Below are 20,004 nucleotides of genomic sequence, written 5' to 3'. Positions count from 1 at the left end.
GGCACGGCGTTCAGTGCTCCATGACCGATGGGTATGACTGCTACCAGAACGCGCTGGCCGAGCGAATCAACGGAATCCTCAAGATGGAGCTGCTGTTGAGTAGTCCTGCAGATCTGGAGCAAGCGAGACAGATGGTTGACGAGGCAGTGCAGATCTACAACACAGAACGGCCTCATATGGCCCTGAAAAACAAAACGCCCAATGCTGTGCATCGGGCGTTTTGAGGCCTGTCGGCCTACCTGAACAGATGTAAACCTATTTCAGGACTAGACACCATCCTGCTGAACCGCTTATGCAGGACCGCGCATTACGGCGCTCCGAGCCTCAGTTTTTCTCGGCCCGCTCGCGCAGCCCTTTCAAGGTATTGAACGGCGCCTCCACGACAAACTTGTTGGCAACCATCGCCGGCACACTGCCACCCGGCTCAGTGTGCACCTGGTAAGTGACCTCTGTACTGTCGCCCTTGGGCACCAGCTTCCAGAAGCCTTCGACTTTCGCCACCCGCACGAACCCCTTCTCTTCGGGGACATACGCCGGCTCTTCTTTCAGGTTGCGGGTCAGGCTGCCATCAGCGGCCTTGACCGTGGTGACATGCAGCACCGAGTCCCGCGGGGTCACCGGCCACGGCGTATTGAACTGGGTGTAGGTCCAGCTCTGGTCACCTTCGTGCTTGAGCAGCTTCTGCGACTTGCACTCGTGAATCCAGGAACAGGCGCCAGCCACATCCTCTTGCAGCGCCTCGACCTTGGCCAGCGGCGCCTTGATCAGGGTGACACCGCGATAGGCCTTGTACTTGGAGCCCGGCACTTCGCTGAGGGAGACCTTGATCCCCTCCTCGTCCTTGGCCACCTGCCAGCTTTCCGCCCAGGCGGCAGGCGCCAGCAGGACACCCATGCCACACAGCAGTGCAATACGCTTGAACGATCTCATCATCTTTATCCTTGTTGTCGAAGATCCAGCCTGTCACGCCGCCGTCATCTGCTCCCACCAGCCGAGAATCCTGATTGCCTCGTCGCGATCGTTGCCGCACACCTCGATATCCGCCTTGAACCCCCCACACACCGCAGGCCGCTCGGGCTTGCCGAACAGGTCGCAGAGGTTCTCGACGGTAAGGTGCAGGCAGCGCTCGCCAGCCGGCTTGCCGTGGGGCATGCGCGGCATCGCAGAGCTGATGGACGGGGCGATGCAGCAGGCACCGCAGCCCTCACGGCAATTCATGACAACAAGACTCCCTGAAACAAAACGGGACGAACGTCCCTGGATAGTAACCGCTCAAACATACGTTTGAAATTGCTGGCCTGATGAAATCGGCCGTGACTCAACAGTCAGTTACCGCTGGCTACTGACGGAACTCGAAGTCGATGGCCGCGCCCTCCACATCACGGCGGCTATCGTTGCGCATCTGCAACTGCATTTCGTTGCTGATCAACCGGCCGTTGAGCTGGAACGGGCTGTCGTCGCTTTGTGGCTTTTCGGTGAACATGGCGGGCAGCAAAGGTTTGCGGCGGTTGGCAGAGTTGCCGACGCTGGGTTCGAGGTCATCGACCATATCAGCCGGCAGGCTCAGGTCGAGTTTGGCTTTCGGCAGCGGCTTGGCCACCGCCTTGCTGACCGGCTTGCGTGCCACCTTGGCTTTCGGCTTGGGTTTGGACTTGGCTGGCTGCCTGGTCGCAGGCTTTGCAGCCGCCTTGCCCTGTTGCGCTTGAACCGCAGGCTGCGCCGCCTGGGATACGCCAGGAAGCGCAACAAACGGCACAAGGCAGACGATCAAGGCAATACAACGCAACAGTTTCATGGACACCGGCTAGCAAGGCAGGAAATGTGCGTATGCTCTCCGTTCCGCCCGCGCCTGGCAAGCCTTACAAAAGTGAGGGTTGCGACTCCCTGCACAATTGCTGTGCCAGCAGCCCGAGCGTCATCACCGCCCGCTCGGCTTCCTTGTTCCACGGGATGCCACAGTTCAGCCGGATGCAGTGATTGAACTGCTCGGTATTACTGAAGATCAGCCCCGGCGCGATGCTGATACCCTGCTCCAGCGCGCGCACGTGCAATTCCTGCGTATTGACCCTTCCCGGCAGGCTCACCCAAAGGATGAACCCACCCGTGGGCCGGGTCATCTGCGTGCCTTCCGGGAAGTGCTGCTGCACCGCCAGCTGGTAAGCGCTGAGGTTCTTGCGATACTCCTGACGGATAAACCGCAGGTGGCGATCGTAGCCGCCGTTTTCCAGGTAAGCCGCCACCCCCATCTGCGTGACGCTGCACGCGGAATGCGTGGTGAAGGTCTGCAACCGCTGGATCTCGTCCTGGTAGCGCCCCGCCACCATCCAGCCAACCCTCACACCGGGCGACAGCGTCTTGGAAAAACTCGAACAGTAGATGACCCGGTCCAGCCGGTCGAACGCTTTGAGCGCCTTGGTCTTGCCCTGCTCGAACATCAGTTCGCCATAAATGTCGTCTTCAACGATCTGTATGTCGAAGTCCGACGCCAGGCGCAGCAACTGCTTCTGCCGCTCTTCGGGGATGGTGCCACCCAGTGGGTTGCTCAGGCGCGAGGTCAGCACCAGAGCCTTGATCGACCACTGATTGGCTGCAAGCTGCAGGGCCTCCAGGCTGATGCCGGTAGACGGGTCACTGGGAATCTCGATGACCTTCAGGCCGAGCAGGTCGGCCAACTGCAGCAGGCCGTAATACGTGGGTGACTCGGCGGCGATCAGATCACCCGGGCGGGTCAGCACGCGCAGCGACATCTGCAGCGCGTCGACACAGCCATGGGTGACGATCACCTCGCGCGGGTCAACCAGTACGCCGGCATCGCGCATGCGTATGGCGATCTGCCGGCGCAGTGGCTCGAAACCTGGGCTGAACATGTAGCTGAACGCACGCGGGCTGTGAAACCGGGTGACCTTGGCGATCTGCTGATGCAGGGCGCGCACCGGCAAGTAATCGACATGGGGCACGGCGGCCCCGAAGGGGAATACGCCATCCCGACGCGCCTCGGTCAATACCTGCTGGATGATACTGGCCCGGGTCACCAGGCCGGGGCGCTCGACCCTGGCGATGTCGGGTGTCTGCGCGGTCAGCGCCGGCGTTTGGTGCACGTAGTAGCCCGACTGCGGCCGGGCGCGGATCAGCCCCTGATCCTCGAGATTGGCATAGGCCTGCAGCACCGTGGCATGGCTGACATTGAGCTGAGCGCTCATCTTGCGCACGGACGGTACCCGCTCCCCTGGCTGGTAGACACCACGACGGATGTCATCGGCCAGTTGCTGGGCGATACGCTGGTACAACAGCAGGTTGGTCATGGCGATATCTCGACGCGCGGGCGGGCTCGTTGTTCTTGTGCGACTCACTGACGGCAGAGAATACCGTAACAGTTGCGAAGTGTACTGGGACAGATTGCAGAATAGTCGACAATACAGTTGCGTAACACCTGTCGAAACGATTAACCCGTCACGCGCCGATAAAAAAAGGGGCTGCAATGCAGCCCCCTTTCTTTCAATGATCAGCGCGCTGGCGCCAGCTTGCCTTTTTCGTCAGAAAAGACGATTTCGACCCGGCGGTTCTGCGCCCTGCCCCGCTCGGAGGCGTTGGCCTCGATCGGATACTGATCGCCATACCCCTCGACCTGCAGACGTTTTTCGTTGATGCCCAGATCGACCAGCATATCGGCCACCGCTTGCGCCCGATCACGCGATAGCTTGAGGTTGTCCTCCGGCGCGCCCGTGTTGTCGGCGTAACCTTCGATCCGCACCACGCGACGAGGGTTGAGCTGCAGGAACTGCACCAGCTTCAGCACGGTGCGGCTGGCCGAGTTCTTCAGGTCGGCGCGGCCGGTGTCGAACAGCACATCGCCCAGCGTCATCACCAACCCGCGGTCAGCCTGCTCCGAGGCCAACGCGGCGATCTGCGTCTCGACCCACTTGCCTTGCTGCTGCACGCTGGCCAATTTGGCCTCGCGCAGGGCCAGTTGCAGGCGCTGGCGTTCGAGGTCGAGCTTGGCCAGGCGTTCCTGGTTCAGCGCCAGCTTGGCGTGCTCGCTGGCGATCTCGCTGTAGCGCTGGCTCAAGTAGGCATAGTGGCGCACGTCGGTGCCTGTACCGATGTAGCTGGACAGGCGTTCAGCGCGGGCCAGCGATTCACCGGCACGGATCACGTCACGCGGCGCGCTGCGCAGCACATCGGAATCATCCTTGACCTTCTGGAACGCGGTGGCGGCATCATCCAGCGCGGACTCGCTGCGCTGGCTGGCGCAACCTTGTAGCCCGGCGGTCAGTGCCAGCAGGGCCAGAGCGGCCATTGGCTTGTAGCGCATCATGGCTGCACCTCCAGCTGCTTGCGCAAGCGCTTGACCCGAGACTGCAGCGCGTCGAGTTGCTCGTCGCTCTTCTGGTTAAGCACACGGGCTTCGGCCAGCCGCGCATCCAGCTCGGCCTGCTCGGCCCGCATGCGGGCGTCGCGGTAGTCTTCGGTCAGCATATTAGTCTTGGCCCGGGCAAGCTTGTCTTCGGCCAGCTTCAGCTCCTCGACCTGGTCGGTGGCACCGACCGCCTTGGCCTGTTCCAGCGCCTGCTCGGAAATACGCATCTGCTCGTTGGGCGCCGGGTCATTGGCGCAGCCGGCCAGGCCGAGCATGGCCACGGCAAGGATCAGTGATTGGGTTCTCACGCACTCTTCCTACTGTTTGGGGGCATCCGCCTGCACGTGCATCTGCGCTTTCCAGCGCTCGACATTGCGTTGCAGCACGGCTTCAGACGCACCGGAGATCGGCAATTCTGTCAGTTTTTTTGCCAGTTGCCCACGCAACCACGCGTCATTGCACGCCGAGTTGTGCGAGACGGCCAGGTACAGCCCTGGGCGATCCACCGGCAGGCCGCGCGCGATAAGGTCGTTGCTCATGCCCAGGCTCTGGGTCATGGCCATGCCCGAGTAGCGGCCGGCCAGCACATAATCGACCTGGCCCAGCACCAGTTTTTGAAACGCCTGGGTCAGGTTCTGCGCGGGCACCAGCTTCAGCTGCGCCTTGGCAAAGGCGCTGAAGGCGGGGGTCAGGCGGGCGCGCTCCGACAGCGTGCCCTGGTATTTCGCCAGGTCCGCCGGGCCGTCGAAGTCGACCTCGGCGTCATGTCGGGTCCAGACCAGGTATTCGTTGAGCTGCAAGGGCGGGTGAATGTAGTCCAGTGCAGTCAGCTGCTCCACTTGCATGGGCGTATCGAGCAGCAGGTCCATGCGCCCGCTGCGCACCTCTTCCAGCGCCTGGTCGCGCCTGCCGGCATTCAACACCTCCACCTTCACGCCCAGCTCGCCGGCCACCTGGCGCAACAGGTCGACGTTGGCGCCGATGAGGTGTTCAGGGTCTTTCGGGTCTTGCCAGGAATAAGGCGGGGCATCCGGGCTGCCGGTAGCCACCAGGCGCTCACATTTGCCTGCCGCCATTGCCAGCGGCGACAGCATCGCCACCGTGCATGCCAGCACCTTGCCTGCTTTGCGAAACGCCATCCCTTACTCCTTGCCCGCATAAAAAAGCCCGGCCCTCGTTACAAGGGCCGGGCTTCTTTATAAGTGAAGCAGGCGGATCAGACCAGCTTTTCCAGCTCTGGAACCGCTTCGAACAGGTCAGCGACCAGGCCGTAGTCGGCCACCTGGAAGATCGGCGCTTCTTCATCCTTGTTGATCGCAACGATCACCTTGGAGTCTTTCATGCCGGCCAGGTGCTGGATCGCGCCGGAGATACCGACGGCGATGTACAGCTGCGGCGCAACGATCTTGCCGGTCTGGCCGACCTGCATGTCGTTGGGCACAAAGCCTGCGTCGACCGCAGCGCGCGAGGCACCCACGGCGGCGCCGAGCTTGTCGGCCAGGCTGTACAGGTGCTTGAAGTTGTCACCGTTGCCCATGCCGCGGCCGCCGGAAACGACGATTTTGGCAGCGGTCAGCTCTGGGCGGTCGGACTTGGCCAGTTCTTCACCGACGAAGGTGGAGATACCGGCGTTGTGCGCAGCGCCAACGGCCTCGACAGCGGCCGAGCCACCTTCGGCGGCCACGGCGTCGAAGCCAGTGGTACGCACGGTGATGACCTTGACCGCAGCGCTCGATTGCACGGTGGCAATGGCGTTACCGGCATAGATCGGGCGCTTGAACGTATCGGCGGATTCGACCGAGATGATCTCGGAAATTTGATCGACGTCCAGCAGCGCGGCAACGCGTGGCAGGATGTTCTTGCCGTTGGTGGTGGCCGGGGCCAGCACGTGGCTGTAACCCGTAGCCAGCTCGACGATCAGCGGGGCGACGTTTTCCGGCAGGACATGGGCGTAGGCGGCGTTATCAGCCACCAGCACCTTGGCAACGCCAGCGATCTTGGCAGCGGATTCAGCAACGCCGCCGACGTTCTGGCCTGCGACCAGCACGTGCACATCCCCACCGATCTTGGCGGCTGCGGCGACAGTGTTCAGGGTGGACGGGGCTACGGCACCGTTTTCGTATTCAGCGACAACCAGGATAGTCATTTAGATTACCTTCGCTTCGTTCTTCAACTTCTCGACCAGTTCGGCCACCGACTTGACCTTGATACCCGCGCTGCGTGCAGCCGGCGCTTCGACTTTCAGGGTCTTGTTGGTGGAGGCGAGGGAAACGCCCAGATCGTCAGGCTTGACGGTCTCCAGCGGCTTCTTCTTGGCCTTCATGATGTTCGGCAGCGACGCGTAGCGCGGCTCGTTCAGGCGCAGGTCGGTGGTGACGATCGCTGGCAGGTTCAGCGATACGGTCTGCAGGCCGCCATCGATTTCACGGGTGACGTTCAGCTTGTCGCCAGCCACCTCGACCTTGGAGGCGAAGGTGCCCTGGGCGTAGCCGGTGAGCGCGGCCAGCATCTGGCCGGTCTGGTTGTTGTCACTGTCGATGGCCTGTTTGCCGAGAATGACCAGCTGCGGCTGCTCTTTGTCGACAACGGCTTTCAGCGCCTTGGCCACGGCCAGCGAATTCAGCTCATCGGCGGCTTCGACCAGGATGGCACGATCGGCACCCAGTGCCAGCGCAGTACGCAGCTGCTCCTGGGCAGTGGTCGGGCCGACGGAGACGACGACGATCTCGCTCGCCACGCCCTTCTCTTTCAGGCGTACGGCTTCTTCCACGGCGATTTCGCAGAAGGGGTTCATGGACATCTTGACGTTAGCAAGGTCGACGCCGGAGTTGTCCGCCTTGACGCGAACCTTGACGTTGTAGTCGACCACTCGTTTGACAGCTACAAGAACCTTCATGGATTCCTCGTTACTCTCCGGTGAATAGATAGTCGCCTGGGGCTATGCCCGGCGATGCGCGTGGGTACAAGGGCACCTCTAAAAACGTGCCGGGGGGCGCAAACTTCAGCGTGACCAATCAGTCTTGTTCAGACCATTGCGGCAAATAGCTGCGGGTCATTTTCTGTGGTGGCGTGTAAACTCCACTACAAACCGTGATCTGGCCCGAAAGCCCTGCTCCACACCTGGTTTTTAGAGGTGTACCTGCGCCCGGCGATAAGCCTACGGCGAACGTAAAACCGCTCGTATCTTGACCGCAACACCCAATCCGGTCAATACGGCAAATCGGTCACCCTCCAGCCGCGTTCCTGTGATTTTACTGGCCTGCGGCAAATTCAAACAAACGTTTGTATTGGACCCGCCAAGTGGTGTAGATATAATGCGCGGCCAAGACAAAACGGTGTAGTCCATCCTCTGCGCTGCTACAGCTCCGCTCCCGTGAAGCGCGGTGCGCATGATCACCCGACACCCATAAGACAAAGCAACAGCACCAGCCTTGATGAGTAGGAGAGAACCAGTGGAACGCGAATACATGGAATTCGACGTGGTCATCGTCGGCGCTGGCCCGGCAGGCCTGTCAGCCGCCTGCCGCCTGAAGCAGAAGGCCGCCGAAGCCGGTAGCGAAATCAGCGTCTGCGTGGTCGAGAAAGGCTCCGAGGTCGGCGCCCACATTCTCTCCGGCGCGGTGTTCGAGCCGCGCGCCCTGAACGAACTGTTCCCCGACTGGAAGGAACTCGGCGCGCCGCTGAACACCGAGGTCAAGCGCGACGACATCTACGTGCTCAAGGATGCCGGCAGCTCGACCAAGGTGCCTGACCTGTTCGTGCCCAAGACCATGCACAACCAGGGCAACTACATCATTTCGCTGGGCAACCTGTGCCGCTGGCTGGCCCAGCAGGCGGAAAACCTGGGCGTGGAAATCTACCCAGGCTTCGCCGCCCAGGAAGCGCTGATCGATGACAACGGCGTGGTTCGCGGCATCGTCACCGGTGACCTGGGCGTCGACCGTGAAGGCAACCCGAAGGACGGCCTGTACACCCCCGGCATGGAACTGCGCGCCAAGTACACCCTGTTCGCCGAAGGTTGCCGCGGCCACATCGGCAAGCAGCTGATCAAGCGCTTCAACCTCGACAGCGAGTCCGACGTCCAGCACTACGGCATCGGCCTGAAGGAAATCTGGGAAATCGACCCGGCCAAGCACGAGCAGGGCCTGGTGGTGCACACCGCTGGCTGGCCGCTGGACGTGGTGGCCAAGGACAACACCGGTGGCTCGTTCCTCTATCACCTGGAAAACAACCAGGTGGTGGTCGGGCTGATCGTCGACCTGTCCTACGCCAACCCGTACCTGTCGCCGTTCGATGAATTCCAGCGCCTCAAGCACCACCCGGTGATCAGCCAGTACCTCGAAGGCGGCAAGCGCATCAGCTACGGTGCCCGTGCCCTGGCCAAGGGCGGTATCAACTCGCTGCCGAAAATGGTCTTCAATGGTGGCGCACTGATCGGTTGCGACCTGGGCACCATGAACGTGGCCAAGATCAAGGGCAGCCACACCGCCATGAAGTCCGGCATGCTCGCCGCCGAAGCGGTGGCCGACGCCCTGATCGCCGGCAGCGAAGGTGGTGACCAGCTGAACAGCTACGTCAGCGCCTTCAAGGCCAGCTGGCTGTACGAAGAACTGTTCGCCAGCCGCAACTTCGGCCCTGCCATGCACAAGTTCGGCCCGCTGCTGGGCGCCGCGTTCAACTATGTGGACCAGAACTGGTTCGGCGGCAAGCTGCCGTTCACCCTGCACGATACCAAGCCGGACTACGCCTGCCTCAAGCTGGCCGCGGATTCGAAAAAGATCGACTACCCGAAACCGGACGGCAAGCTCAGCTTCGACAAGCTCAGCTCGGTATTCCTCTCCAGCACCAACCACGAAGAGGAACAACCCTGCCACCTGAAGCTGACCGACCCGAGTATCCCAATCGCCAGCAACCTGCCGCTGTACGACGAGCCGGCGCAGCGTTACTGCCCGGCGGGCGTGTACGAAGTGGTCACCCAGGAAGACGGCAACAAGCGCTTCCAGATCAACGCGCAGAACTGCGTGCACTGCAAGACCTGCGACATCAAGGACCCGGCCCAGAACATCACCTGGGTTACCCCTGAAGGCGCAGGTGGGCCGAATTACCCGAACATGTAAGCCCTGCCGATGCGGCAGCAAAAAGCCCCCTGACCTCGCGGTAAGGGGGCTTTTTCGTATGTGCAGTGTCAGGCAGTCCTGACTTCCTCGAACAGCTCGGGGTGACGATCCAGCAGTTTGAACAGTTTGACCAAAGCCACTGGCGGCCTGGTTTTGCCATTTTCGTAACGTGAGAAGGCATTCACCCCTCCGCCGAAAATTTCCCCAGCCTCGCGCTGGTCCAGATCGAATTTCTTGCGCACCGAGGTAATGAATCCAGGATCGACCGCCATAGCATTCACTTGACGGTTGAAAGCCGACATCAGGTTACTGACACGCATGGCCTCATCATGGCCCAGTACAGACTCGCCACAGACAGAACAATAATCGCCACTGACATCAGGGATCAGCGTCGTCTCACCCTTGTAGCAATACGGCATATCCTGGGTGTCAGGTGCGAGCTCCGCACCACCGCAAATAGGACATCTCATGATCACAGCTCCTTGAAAGACACGATGAGCACGTCGTCGATTACGGACAGCTTGAGGTAGACGCTTTCCTGCCAAATTCGACGATCGACATGGCTGGTCATGCTCTTGTGGAAATCCGTGCGCTTAAAACTCATGATGACCTCGAGCATGCATGGGTAATCCACTCCAGAAGCCTGAGCACCCTGCAATGCGGTGCTAGTCGTGCGAATGCGCCGCGCCGCAATCAATGCCCATACCCGCTCCAGCGGGCAATGAGGCGTTCTCTTTTCCATGAGAAATTAACCTTCTAGGTAAATTTGGCTAATAGGTTATCCAATAGCCTCCACCTGAAAGTCTGCCTCACCACCCGCAAACACTTAGTGGGTCATTTGTCACCACACATGATCGGCATGGGTTCCGCCGCGAACGCCAATGGCTCGCGGCGCCCGAAATACACCGCTGTCAGCAACCCGACAGTCCCCATGATCAGACAGAACCCGACACACACCCACGGGCTCCACGGCATCAGTGCAATCAACGCCAACGGCGTGGTGCTGGCCCACAGGGCATAGGCGACGTTATAGGTGAAGGAAATACCCGACACCCGGATCTCGGCCGGGAACAGCCCGACCATCACCGACGGCACCACACCCACCACACCACAAGAAAGCCCCGCCAGCGCATACGCCAGCCAGGTCAGGCCCCACTGCCCCACCAGGCTCGCATACAAGGCGCCGATGCCCAGCGGCAGCAGCAGGCTGTAAATCATCAGCGCACGCCAGGCGCCCAGGCGATCGACCAGCAGCCCGGCCAGCACGCAGCCAATGTTCAGGAAGACGATGCCGACGCTGCTCAGGGCGAAGGTATGCCCGGCGGTCATGCCGAAGCGCTGCTGCATCACCGTCGGGGTGATCACCACCAGCACCACGACTGCCGAGGTCAGCACGCAGGTCAGCAGCGCTGCCGGGATCAACGCCCGACGGTGCTCCCCCAGCACGCGCCGCAACGGGAACTTCACCGGCTGCTGCTGACGCTCGCGCAAGGCCAGAAACACCGGTGTTTCACTCAACCAACGGCGCAACCACACGCCGATCACACCGAACACCCCGCCCAGCAGGAAGGGGTAACGCCAGGCGTAATCGAGAATCTCCTGCGCGGTAAAGGCCTGCGCCAGCAATGTGGCGGTCAGCGCACCCAGCAGATAGCCGAAGGTCAAGCCGGCTTGCAGGAAGCCCAGGGCATAGCCGCGCCGCCCGTGCGGGGCATGTTCGGCAACGAAGGTCCAGGCGCTTGGCACCTCCCCCCCGACTGCGGCGCCCTGCAGAATGCGCAGCCCCAGCAGGATCAGCGGCGCCGCGTAGCCGATGTCGGCATAGGTCGGCATCACCCCGATCAGCAGGCACGGCAGGGCCATCATCAGGATGCTCAGGCTGAACACCCGCTTGCGCCCCAGGTGGTCGGCGAAGTGCGCCATGAGAATGCCGCCCAGCGGCCGCGCCAGGTAGCCGGTGACAAAAATCCCGAAGCTCTGCAGCAGGCGCAGCCACTCGGGCATTTCTGGCGGGAAGAACAGCTGGCTGAGGGTCAGGGCGAAGAATACGAAGATGATGAAATCGTAGATTTCCAGCGCGCCGCCCAGCGCCGCCAGGCCCAGGGTCCGGTGGTCGCCGCGGCTGAACCGGGGCGGGCGAGCGGTATCGATGGCAGTCATGACAAGGGTCCGCAAATCGGCAAAGGGCAGGAGGATAGCAAATACTCGCCGCCCTGCCCGCCCCCGCTATCGGCTGAACACGGTGTGGGCGAAGTTCCTGCGCGGGTAGGCCGGTGGCCCGCCGCTGGCGAGGCCGGGCGGCAAGGCCAACTTGCCGACCACGACCGGCGCGTCGATGATCGCCATGAAGGCCTCCAGGGCCTCGTTGTCCGGCACCTGCGGCAGGCTGACGTTCACCGCCTGGCGCTCGGTCTGCGGCACGGCAGGCACCTTCAACTGGCGGGAGTGGTACAGCAGGGCATGCTGGATCTGCGTGCTGACCCGGCAAAATCGTGCCAGGTCGACACCGGCATGGCTGGCCAGCTCGATATTGCCAACCAGCAGGTTGAATGGCTGCAGCGCGCAGTGCACCAGGCGCTGCAACTCATCGAAGCACTCGACCGGAGCGATCCGGTAATAGCCCAGGCCATTGAGCAGCCTTTCCAGCTGCAAGCGCTGGGACGGGTGCTCGTCGGCAATCAGGATGCGCAGGGTCTTGTTGGTCATTGGCGGACCTGGGCAGTCAGGTAGATAGGGCACGCTCCCTGACCAAACTGCGCCAGCAACAGGCAACCACCAAGGCTGAACGCTTGGAGGGGTCAAGTTAGATAGTTGTCGTGAAACATCTAGAAATCAAGTTGCCAGCACACAGAATTTTCACCGGCCTTTCACCGCTTTTTCAGGATTCCCATTGGCGCATGCGCACGCGGCAATGCTTCATGGCGTTGACGATGTGCTTTTCCACCAGGCTGCGGGAGATGCCCAGGTGATCGGCAATCTGTTGGTGTGACAGGCCATCGAGCTTGCGTAACAGGAAGCTGTCGCGGCAGGGCTTGCTCAGTTCGTCCAGGGCCTTTTGCATCAATGCAAGGCGCTGGTCGCGTTGCAGGTCATGCTGCAACTGCTGAGTGACATCCGCCTCTTGCACATCAACTGCCTCCAACGGCGCGGCCATACGCACCTGGTGGCGGCGGTGACGGTCAACGACGAGGTTAAGCGCAATACGGTACAGAAACGCCCGCGGGTGTGCGATCTGCTCGCCGCCGGCACGCTCCAGCACCCGCAGATAGGTATCGTGGGCCACGTCCTCGGCCGCCTCGCGGCTCCCCATGCGTGCAGACAGAAACCTCACCAGTTCGCGATAGTAGTGTTCCATGAGGGTACCCAAGGCCTCCTGCCAGCGGTGAAGCGCGTCGTACTGGGGATGATATCAGCGCGCAATCTTACAAATTACAATGATTCTCAGCAACTTGAGGCACTGGCGTGGTCGCGGCTAAATCGACTGCCTTCGCCTTCGTCTATTTGTGACCTGCATGGGTGCCAGCCTTTCAGGCTGGCGCCCACGCGTGGCGCCGTCCATTCATTCATGGAGATAGACCATGCTTCGCACTGCCGCAGCCCTGGCTGCACTGACGCTTTCAGGGGTTGTTTACGCTGACCCGCAATGCTCGGTGACCATTCACGGCACCGACCAGATGACCTACGACCTCAAGACCATCACCGTGCCTGCCAGTTGCGAGCATTTCACGGTCAACCTGAAACACCCAGGCACCCTGCCGAAAAACGTCATGGGGCATAACTGGGTGTTGACCAGGAAGGATGACCTCAAGGCCGTCGCCGACGACGGCGCCAAGGCAGGCCAAAGCAATGACTACGTCCAGCCGGGGGATGCCCGGGTGATTGCACACACCAAGCTGATAGGCGGCAATGAAGAGGCATCGGTTACATTCGACACCAAGGCGTTGAAACAGGGCGATGACTACGTGTTCTTCTGCTCCTACCCCTTCCATGCCACAGTGATGAAAGGCACCCTGACCGTCAGCGACTGACCCGCAGCGAACCACCCGAAGGGCATTCTGCTACGGGTACGGGGCACGCGCTTTGCAAGCTGCGCGAGGCGCCCATCCACTGGAATCGTACCGGGCTAAATTTCGCCTCTTCACCCTCGTTTAACCGGCAGTCTCCCCAACTGGCCGGACCCCTGCATGATCCACCTTCGCCTCACCCGCCGTGCTGCAATCGTCATGCTTTGCCTCGTTCCGCTGGCTGCCACGGCGGCCTGGCATCTACTGCCCGGTGAGGCGGACCAGCGCCCCTTCGTGCGCGTAGCGCGCGGCAATATCGAGTCCAGCGTTACCGCTCTGGGCACCCTGCAACCGCGTCAGTATGTGGATGTCGGTGCCCAAGCCTCCGGGCAAATCCGCACGCTGCACGTGCAAGTGGGCGACGTGGTCAGGCAGGGCCAACTGTTGGTGGAAATCGACCCGTCTACGCAACAGGCGCAACTGGACGCCGAACGGTACGCAATCGAAACCCTGAAGGCCCAGGTCAAGGAACAGCAGGCCGAACACCTGCTGGCCAAGCAGCAACTGCAGCGCCAACAACGCATGGCCGCCGATGGCGCCACCCGCGACGAGGACGTGCAGACCGCTCAGGCCAAGGTGCTGACAACCCAGGCCCGCGTCCACATGTACCAGGCGCAAATCCTCCAGGCCCAAGCCACCCTGCGCAGTGCCCAGGCCGAACTGGGCTATACGCGCATCTATGCGCCCATGAGCGGCACCGTGGTGGCGCTCGACGCCCGTGAGGGCCAGACGCTCAACGCCCAACAGCGCACACCGCTGATCCTGCGTATTGCACGGCTATCGCCGATGACTGTATGGGCCGAGGTGTCGGAAGCCGATATCGGCCAGGTCAAGGTGGGCATGCAAGCCTACTTCACTACCCTCAGTGGCGGCGATCGGCGCTGGCCGAGCACGGTACGGCAAATTCTGCCCATCCCGCCCAAGCCGCTGGACCAGCTCAGCCAGGGCGGCGGCAGCCCGGCGGCAGCCGGTGCAAACAGCGGCACCGGCAGTGGTGCCGGGCGCGTGGTGCTGTACACCGTACTGCTGGATGTCGACAACACCGACAACACACTGATGGCCGACATGACCGCGCAGATCTTCTTCGTCGCCGGCAGCGCCCAGGGCGTCCTGACCGCGCCGGTCGCCGCGCTGCAAGGCAAACCCGATGAACCTGGCCAGCGCACTGCCCAGGTCCTGGCCGACAACGGCCAGGTACAGCAGCGCGCCGTGCGCACCGGGCTCAGTGACCGCCTGCGGGTGCAGATCATTGACGGCTTGAAGGAAGGCGATCGGCTGCTGATCGGCCCCACTGGCAGCGGAGGCTGACCATGAGCACACCGCTGATTCAGCTGTGCGGCATCCGCAAGGCCTATGGCGGTGGCGACAGCCCCACCGTGGAGGTACTGCGTGGCATCGATCTGGCCATTCATGCCGGGGAATTCATCGCCATCATCGGCACCTCGGGGTCCGGCAAGTCGACCCTGATGAACATCCTTGGCTGCCTGGACCGGCCAAGCGCCGGCCTGTACCGTTTCGCTGGCGAAGATGTGGCCGGGTTCAACGACGATGAGTTGGCCTGGCTACGCCGTGAAGCCTTTGGTTTTGTATTCCAGGGCTACCACCTGATCCCTTCGGCTTCTGCCCAGGAAAACGTCGAGATGCCGGCCATCTACGCTGGCACCCCCGCTGCTGAACGCGCCGCCCGCGCCAAGGCCTTGCTGCAGCGCCTGGGGCTGGGCGAGCGCATTGGCAACCGCCCACGGCAATTGTCCGGTGGCCAGCAGCAGCGCGTGTCGATTGCCCGGGCACTGATGAACGGCGGGCACATCATACTCGCCGACGAGCCCACCGGCGCGCTGGACAGCCACAGCGGCACCGAGGTCATGGCCCTGCTCGATGAGTTGGCCCGGCAAGGCCACGTGGTGATCCTGATTACCCACGACCGAGAGGTCGCCGCCCGCGCACAACGCATCATCGAGGTACGCGATGGCGAGGTGGTCAGCGACAGTGCTGCCGGCAATCCGCCCCCACCTGCCAACCCCGGCGCCCTGCAGGCCGACACGCTGCGCCAGCGCCTGGCGCACGCCCACCAGGCGCGCAGCCCATGGCTTGCCGAAACCCGCGATGCCCTGGTAGCCGCTTGGCGGATGATGTGGACCAACCGTATGCGCACCGCCTTGACGCTGCTGGGCATCATCATCGGCGTGGCGTCGGTAGTGGTAATGCTGGCGGTGGGCGAAGGCAGCAAACGCCAGGTAATGGCGCAAATCGGCGCCTTCGGCTCCAACATCATGTTCATGAACGGTGCTCCCGCCACCCCGCGCGCACCGCCAGGCAATATCCGCCTCAGCGACGTACAGGCGCTGGCTGAACTGCCCCAGGTCAAATCGATCATGGCCGCGACCACCCTGCAGGCCGAGGTGCGCCACGGCAACAGTGAAATGACCTCGACCATCGGCGGCTACAGCCCGGCTTTTCCGGCGATCCTGAACTGGCCGGTGGCCGAAGGCAGCTTTTTCGACGACAACGACATGGCGTCCGGCGCCGCCGTCGCAGTCATAGGTTCCGAGGTTCGCAAAAGACTCTTCAGCGACGGTCAGGACCCGATCGGCCGCTACATTCTGGTGGAGAACGTGCCCTTTCAGGTCATTGGCGTGCTCGCCAGCAAAGGCTCCAGCGGCGCCAACCAGCGCAACGATCTGCGCATCGCCATCCCCTACTCGGCTGCACGTATTCGCCTGTCCGGTGTCGAGCACCCCGAGTACGTGATCATCGCCGCCACCGACAGCACCCTGGTCCAGGAGGCGGAACAGGCCATCCGCAGCCTGATGACCACCCTGCATGATGGTGTGCAGGACTTCGAGATAGACAACAGCGCCGCCTTGATCCAGGCCGAGGCCCAGACGCGCAACGGCCTGTCGCTCATGCTCGGAGCCATCGCCGCCATCTCGCTGCTGGTGGGCGGCATCGGCGTGATGAACGTAATGCTGATGACGGTGCGCGAACGCACTCGCGAGATCGGCATTCGCGTGGCCACCGGGGCTCGTCAGCGCGACATAATGCGCCAGTTTCTGACTGAAGCCGTGGTGCTGTCGTTGGTCGGTGGCCTGACAGGCGTGGCCCTGGCACTGTTGATCGGCGCCGGCCTGAACCTGGCGAAGGTAGCCGTGGCCTTTTCCACCCTGGCCATGTTCGGCGCCTTCGCCTGCTCGGTCGCCACCGGTGTGATCTTCGGTTTCATGCCAGCCCGCAAGGCCGCCGGGCTCGACCCGGTTGCCGCCCTGTCCAGTGAATGACCCATGACCAAAGCCCCATATGCCCTGATCCCCCTGCTGGCACTGCTCGGCGCCTGCACCCAGAACACGCCCGTGGACAGCGCTATCGCGCCACCGTCCAGCTGGCAAAGCCCAGCCGCGCCCCAGGCGCAGGCCGACCATTTCGAACGATGGTGGGCGAGCTTCAACAGCCCGCAGCTGGCACGGCTGATAGACCAGAGCCGCAGTGGCAGCTACGACCTCAAAGCGGCCATGGCGCGGGTACGCCAGGCAGGTGCCGATGTGCGGGTCGCCGGCGGCACGCTGCTGCCCCGGCTCGATGCAAGCGCCGACGCTTATCGCCAGCGCTTGTTGAAGGGCCAGGGCTACAGCGAACTGGACGCCTCCAGCAGCGAGCGTACCTACCACTATTTCAGTACGGCACTCACGGCCAGCTATGAAGTGGACTTCTGGGGGCGCAACGCCGCGGCTCGCGACAGCGCCCGGCACAGCCTCCAGGCCAGCGAACGGGATCGCGATACCCTCGAACTGAGCCTGGCAGGCCAGGTGGCCGACACCTACCTTGCAGCCCTGGCCGCGCGCGAACAAACCCGAATTGCCACGATGAACCTGGGCAATGCGCAGAAAGTCCTCGACGTGGTGCGCGCCCGCCACCAGGCCGGCTCCGCCACCGCACTGGAGCTGGCCCAGCAGCAAAGCCTGGTTGCTGGCCAGCAACGGCAGTTGCCGCTTTACCACCAGCAAGCCCGCGACGCGCTGATCACCCTCGCCACCTTGTTGGGCGAGCCCGTACAAAACCTGCGATTGGAAGACTTGCCTTTCGAGCAGATGCAGGGGCCCGCGATCGATGCCGGCATCCCCAGCCAGCTGCTGACACGCCGCCCCGACATCGCCGCTGCGGAGGCACGCCTGGCCGCCGCCCAGGCCGACGTGCGCGTGGCACGTGCCGCGCTCTTTCCAAGCCTGACCCTGAGCGCCAGCGTGGCCACCGGCGACCGCCAGGTCGCTGACCTGTTGCGTAACCCGGTGCTCAATCTGGGGGCGGGCCTGACCGCGCCAATCTTCAACAACGGCCAATTGCGCGCCGAACGCGACAAAGCTCAGGCGCGCCAGGAAGAACTACTGGAAGCCTACCGTGGGGTGTTGATCACCAGCTTCGGCGAGGTCGAAAAAGCGCTCAACAGCGTCGATGGCCTGGACCGTCAGGCCCGCTGGCAACAACAAGAACTGCAGCAGGCGCAACGCGCCTTCGACCTTGCCGAAAGCCGCTACCGTGCAGGTGCAGAAGACCTGCTCAGCGTGCTGCAGGCACAAAGCAGCCTGTTCAATGCCCAGGCCGAGCGGGTGTTGCTGCGCAGGGATCGCCTGCAGGCCAGCGTGGCGCTTTACAAAGCCCTGGGCGGCGGCTGGGCCACCCAGCGCCTGTGACGCCCCTGGCGTAGCAGCGGCTGGCATCGCGCGTGTTGCGGCTACAGCCCATCCTTGCGCGGCCCTGGCGCCAGATACTGGGCAAACCATGGCCGGCTCGGCGGCACGCGCTTCATCAAGCGATCAGCCTCCTGCTCGGGGCTGAAGATCACTTGTAACGCCAGCTTCATGGTTTCGATATCCAGCTCGCTACCGCCACCATTGCCTTTGCCCCAGGCACCACAACCCTGGCTGGATGGCCCCAGCCACGGCTGCGCCACGCGCACCCAACGCCCTGGCGCGAACCAGGGAATGCCGTTGACGGTCAAGCGTCGCACCTCCCCTGGGTGCGCCTGCTCATGGGCCAGGAACCAGTCATCTAGACGGTCGTCGATCCAGCCATGGAACGCCCAGAACACCGGGTTCACATGGGAGGAAAACGGGTCGCCGAGAAAATCGTTGCCGGCCCCGAACCAACGCTCGGAAAAATCATAGTTACGTCGCGCATAGGCCATTGGCCAGCCCGTGTTCGGGTCCTGGCCCATGGCCGCCCAGCGCATGTGCAGCCAGTCGTGAATACCCAACTCGATACGCGAGCCCAGCTCCCCAAGGCACAGCGTGCTGAGGTATGCAGGGTCATGCAATTGCGACTCCCACAGCTGGAAGTTGGCGTACAGGCCTTCACGGCTCTTGATGTAGTACAGCCACTGATTGAACGCGTCATCGTCGTCAGCCTGCCAGCACGGCGGCACACTGTAGCCAGTAAGGTTGTTCATGTAGTCGGCAAACGCCTGCACGTTCTCGCCCACGTAGGGGCGCGGGGTTGGCAGGCTCGGCCACGAGCGCAGGTCCTGCACCTGGCGCACACCCTGCAGCATGTGCCGATGCATGAACAGGAAATCCTCGCCCGAACCGTTGCGGTGACGATCATGACCACGGGCATTGCGTTCATTGCCCAGGGGCCCGGCCTGCCAGCCCAGTGCACGCACGGCCTGGCGCCGTGACTCGTCGATACGGTGCCAGCGGTCGCGGGTGGCGTGCCACAACTGATGAAAGTAGCGCCAGCCCGGCGAAATCAGCTGCTCGTGCAGCTCAGGCGCATAGGCGAGCCGCTCACGCGCAGGCACGAAGGGCCGACGACTGGCGACGAACCGCCCCTTGGGCCCGGAGAAACCGGGCTGGGTACCTGCAGGGCGCACCTGGCCGCTGATGGTCGCGCCGCCACCACCTTGGCTCCAGCCCTCCCAGATCTCATCCAGCACCGCTTCGCAGTCATAACGCTGGCCACCGGCCGAGACCAGTTGCAAGCGCAGGTGCGGCAGCCGCTCGGCAGCCAGCGGCCCGTATACCTGAAAACCGTCGCCGTAGGGCGGTCGCCCCAGGTAGCCGCGCACGGCCCGCGCGCCCTGCCCTACGTCCAGCAGCAGCTCCAACGGCTGGGCGAGTTCACGCAGCGCCGATTCGCCCTCCACCAGGTGCCACTCCCAGATCCCCGCCAGGCGCTCACCCAGCAGTGCATTGGGTACATCGTCCACCGGCACCGCCGGCTCGTCGGAACTGAGCTCGGCCTCCTGGGCCTCGTCCCATTTCTGCCAGGCGTAATAACCCGCAGGCAGCGCTACACCGGCGGCCACAAGCCCTGCCAGCATTCCTCGGCGTGACACCTTCATCCACTGTACTCATGACGTGACTACTCCAGCGGAAACGAACGGTCACAAGGACGATTTAGGCGTTTGGTAAATTCTTCCGCCATCGACTCGTATCACCCAACAAGTTCGAACGGCATGGGGCCGTCGTCCAGT

The 20,004-nt window shown here is 62.9% G+C and carries 21 protein-coding genes; 6 read left to right on the top strand and 15 right to left on the bottom strand.

Annotated features, from left to right (window positions below; genetic code table 11):
* Positions 1-224, top strand: a 224-nt coding sequence (locus ABEH27_RS22245; RefSeq protein ID WP_346615639.1) for a transposase, incomplete at its 5' end; no start/stop codon positions are given.
* Between the two features lie 100 nt (positions 225-324).
* Here ABEH27_RS22245 and ABEH27_RS22240 read toward each other — a convergent pair.
* From ABEH27_RS22240 to ABEH27_RS22200, 9 genes are all read right to left on the bottom strand, one after another.
* Positions 325-930: an START domain-containing protein gene (locus ABEH27_RS22240; protein ID WP_346615638.1), complete on the bottom strand. Its 606-nt coding sequence runs from the start codon at positions 928-930 to the stop codon at positions 325-327.
* A gap of 33 nt (positions 931-963) precedes the next feature.
* Positions 964-1,218 (bottom strand): YkgJ family cysteine cluster protein, encoded by a 255-nt coding sequence (locus ABEH27_RS22235; RefSeq protein ID WP_346615637.1) that lies wholly within the window; start codon positions 1,216-1,218, stop codon positions 964-966.
* Between the two features lie 121 nt (positions 1,219-1,339).
* Positions 1,340-1,795 (bottom strand): hypothetical protein, encoded by a 456-nt coding sequence (locus tag ABEH27_RS22230; RefSeq protein WP_346615636.1) that lies wholly within the window; start codon positions 1,793-1,795, stop codon positions 1,340-1,342.
* Between the two features lie 64 nt (positions 1,796-1,859).
* Positions 1,860-3,302 carry a PLP-dependent aminotransferase family protein gene (locus tag ABEH27_RS22225; protein ID WP_346615635.1) on the bottom strand — a complete coding sequence of 481 codons (1,443 nt, stop codon included), beginning with the start codon at positions 3,300-3,302 and terminating at the stop codon, positions 1,860-1,862.
* Between the two features lie 200 nt (positions 3,303-3,502).
* Positions 3,503-4,315 (bottom strand): OmpA family protein, encoded by an 813-nt coding sequence (locus ABEH27_RS22220; RefSeq protein ID WP_346615634.1) that lies wholly within the window; start codon positions 4,313-4,315, stop codon positions 3,503-3,505.
* Complete coding sequence (locus ABEH27_RS22215; protein ID WP_346615633.1) at positions 4,312-4,665, bottom strand: DUF4398 domain-containing protein; 354 nt, start codon at positions 4,663-4,665, stop codon at positions 4,312-4,314. The genes ABEH27_RS22220 and ABEH27_RS22215 overlap by 4 nt, the downstream gene beginning before the upstream one ends.
* A gap of 9 nt (positions 4,666-4,674) precedes the next feature.
* Entirely contained in the window at positions 4,675-5,496 is an 822-nt protein-coding gene (locus ABEH27_RS22210) for a transporter substrate-binding domain-containing protein (protein WP_346615632.1), read from the bottom strand.
* A 77-nt stretch (positions 5,497-5,573) separates the two neighbouring features.
* A complete protein-coding gene (locus tag ABEH27_RS22205) occupies positions 5,574-6,503 on the bottom strand; it encodes an FAD-binding protein (RefSeq protein WP_346615631.1) in 930 nt (309 codons plus the stop codon).
* A complete protein-coding gene (locus ABEH27_RS22200) occupies positions 6,504-7,253 on the bottom strand; it encodes an electron transfer flavoprotein subunit beta/FixA family protein (protein WP_346615630.1) in 750 nt (249 codons plus the stop codon).
* 556 nt (positions 7,254-7,809) lie between these two features.
* Between ABEH27_RS22200 and ABEH27_RS22195 the strand changes: the two genes are divergently transcribed.
* Entirely contained in the window at positions 7,810-9,474 is a 1,665-nt protein-coding gene (locus ABEH27_RS22195) for an electron transfer flavoprotein-ubiquinone oxidoreductase (RefSeq protein ID WP_346615629.1), read from the top strand.
* A gap of 68 nt (positions 9,475-9,542) precedes the next feature.
* Here the strand turns inward: ABEH27_RS22195 and ABEH27_RS22190 are convergent, their stop codons facing one another.
* The 5 genes from ABEH27_RS22190 to ABEH27_RS22170 form a co-directional block, all read right to left on the bottom strand.
* Positions 9,543-9,944 carry a type II toxin-antitoxin system MqsA family antitoxin gene (locus ABEH27_RS22190; protein ID WP_346615628.1) on the bottom strand — a complete coding sequence of 134 codons (402 nt, stop codon included), beginning with the start codon at positions 9,942-9,944 and terminating at the stop codon, positions 9,543-9,545.
* Positions 9,945-9,946: 2 nt separating this feature from the next.
* Positions 9,947-10,216, bottom strand: coding sequence for a type II toxin-antitoxin system MqsR family toxin (locus ABEH27_RS22185; protein ID WP_346615627.1), 270 nt, complete (start codon positions 10,214-10,216; stop codon positions 9,947-9,949).
* A gap of 92 nt (positions 10,217-10,308) precedes the next feature.
* The gene (locus ABEH27_RS22180) at positions 10,309-11,634 is read right to left on the bottom strand and encodes an MFS transporter (RefSeq protein WP_346615626.1); all 1,326 of its coding nucleotides are present in this window, start codon (positions 11,632-11,634) and stop codon (positions 10,309-10,311) included.
* A 66-nt stretch (positions 11,635-11,700) separates the two neighbouring features.
* Complete coding sequence (locus ABEH27_RS22175; RefSeq protein ID WP_346615625.1) at positions 11,701-12,180, bottom strand: histidine kinase; 480 nt, start codon at positions 12,178-12,180, stop codon at positions 11,701-11,703.
* 172 nt (positions 12,181-12,352) lie between these two features.
* Positions 12,353-12,841 carry a sigma-70 family RNA polymerase sigma factor gene (locus tag ABEH27_RS22170; protein WP_346615624.1) on the bottom strand — a complete coding sequence of 163 codons (489 nt, stop codon included), beginning with the start codon at positions 12,839-12,841 and terminating at the stop codon, positions 12,353-12,355.
* A gap of 211 nt (positions 12,842-13,052) precedes the next feature.
* Here ABEH27_RS22170 and azu point away from each other — a divergent pair, with 211 nt between their 5' ends.
* The 4 genes from azu to ABEH27_RS22150 all read left to right on the top strand — a co-directional run bounded on the left by azu (position 13,053) and on the right by ABEH27_RS22150 (position 18,223).
* Positions 13,053-13,502 (top strand): azurin, encoded by a 450-nt coding sequence (azu, locus tag ABEH27_RS22165; protein WP_346615623.1) that lies wholly within the window; start codon positions 13,053-13,055, stop codon positions 13,500-13,502.
* Between the two features lie 156 nt (positions 13,503-13,658).
* Positions 13,659-14,846: an efflux RND transporter periplasmic adaptor subunit gene (locus tag ABEH27_RS22160; protein WP_346615622.1), complete on the top strand. Its 1,188-nt coding sequence runs from the start codon at positions 13,659-13,661 to the stop codon at positions 14,844-14,846.
* A gap of 2 nt (positions 14,847-14,848) precedes the next feature.
* Complete coding sequence (locus tag ABEH27_RS22155) at positions 14,849-16,816, top strand: MacB family efflux pump subunit (RefSeq protein WP_346615621.1); 1,968 nt, start codon at positions 14,849-14,851, stop codon at positions 16,814-16,816.
* A gap of 3 nt (positions 16,817-16,819) precedes the next feature.
* The gene (locus ABEH27_RS22150; RefSeq protein WP_346615620.1) at positions 16,820-18,223 is read left to right on the top strand and encodes an efflux transporter outer membrane subunit; all 1,404 of its coding nucleotides are present in this window, start codon (positions 16,820-16,822) and stop codon (positions 18,221-18,223) included.
* Between the two features lie 41 nt (positions 18,224-18,264).
* Here ABEH27_RS22150 and ABEH27_RS22145 read toward each other — a convergent pair whose 3' ends face one another.
* Positions 18,265-19,872 carry a PvdJ/PvdD/PvdP-like protein gene (locus ABEH27_RS22145; RefSeq protein ID WP_346615619.1) on the bottom strand — a complete coding sequence of 536 codons (1,608 nt, stop codon included), beginning with the start codon at positions 19,870-19,872 and terminating at the stop codon, positions 18,265-18,267.
* Positions 19,873-20,004 lie beyond the last annotated feature (132 nt).

It is taken from the genome of Pseudomonas sp. P39-UII1, from assembly GCF_039672635.1.
GTDB lineage: Bacteria > Pseudomonadota > Gammaproteobacteria > Pseudomonadales > Pseudomonadaceae > Aquipseudomonas.
Note: the sequence above shows the minus strand (reverse complement) of the source record. Positions and strands in the feature narration are given on the sequence as shown.

Bases quoted from the DNA above. Each gene is read 5' to 3' on its own strand.
- ABEH27_RS22240 (WP_346615638.1), bottom strand. From the start codon at position 930: ATGAGATCGTTCAAGCGTATTGCACTGCTGTGTGGCATGGGTGTCCTG.
- ABEH27_RS22235 (WP_346615637.1), bottom strand. From the start codon at position 1,218: ATGAATTGCCGTGAGGGCTGCGGTGCCTGCTGCATCGCCCCGTCCATC.
- ABEH27_RS22230 (WP_346615636.1), bottom strand. From the start codon at position 1,795: ATGAAACTGTTGCGTTGTATTGCCTTGATCGTCTGCCTTGTGCCGTTT.
- ABEH27_RS22225 (WP_346615635.1), bottom strand. From the start codon at position 3,302: ATGACCAACCTGCTGTTGTACCAGCGTATCGCCCAGCAACTGGCCGAT.
- ABEH27_RS22220 (WP_346615634.1), bottom strand. From the start codon at position 4,315: ATGATGCGCTACAAGCCAATGGCCGCTCTGGCCCTGCTGGCACTGACC.
- ABEH27_RS22210 (WP_346615632.1), bottom strand. From the start codon at position 5,496: ATGGCGTTTCGCAAAGCAGGCAAGGTGCTGGCATGCACGGTGGCGATG.
- ABEH27_RS22205 (WP_346615631.1), bottom strand. From the start codon at position 6,503: ATGACTATCCTGGTTGTCGCTGAATACGAAAACGGTGCCGTAGCCCCG.
- ABEH27_RS22200 (WP_346615630.1), bottom strand. From the start codon at position 7,253: ATGAAGGTTCTTGTAGCTGTCAAACGAGTGGTCGACTACAACGTCAAG.
- ABEH27_RS22190 (WP_346615628.1), bottom strand. From the start codon at position 9,944: ATGAGATGTCCTATTTGCGGTGGTGCGGAGCTCGCACCTGACACCCAG.
- ABEH27_RS22185 (WP_346615627.1), bottom strand. From the start codon at position 10,216: ATGGAAAAGAGAACGCCTCATTGCCCGCTGGAGCGGGTATGGGCATTG.
- ABEH27_RS22180 (WP_346615626.1), bottom strand. From the start codon at position 11,634: ATGACTGCCATCGATACCGCTCGCCCGCCCCGGTTCAGCCGCGGCGAC.
- ABEH27_RS22175 (WP_346615625.1), bottom strand. From the start codon at position 12,180: ATGACCAACAAGACCCTGCGCATCCTGATTGCCGACGAGCACCCGTCC.
- azu (WP_346615623.1), top strand. From the start codon at position 13,053: ATGCTTCGCACTGCCGCAGCCCTGGCTGCACTGACGCTTTCAGGGGTT.
- ABEH27_RS22160 (WP_346615622.1), top strand. From the start codon at position 13,659: ATGATCCACCTTCGCCTCACCCGCCGTGCTGCAATCGTCATGCTTTGC.
- ABEH27_RS22155 (WP_346615621.1), top strand. From the start codon at position 14,849: ATGAGCACACCGCTGATTCAGCTGTGCGGCATCCGCAAGGCCTATGGC.
- ABEH27_RS22150 (WP_346615620.1), top strand. From the start codon at position 16,820: ATGACCAAAGCCCCATATGCCCTGATCCCCCTGCTGGCACTGCTCGGC.
- ABEH27_RS22145 (WP_346615619.1), bottom strand. From the start codon at position 19,872: ATGAAGGTGTCACGCCGAGGAATGCTGGCAGGGCTTGTGGCCGCCGGT.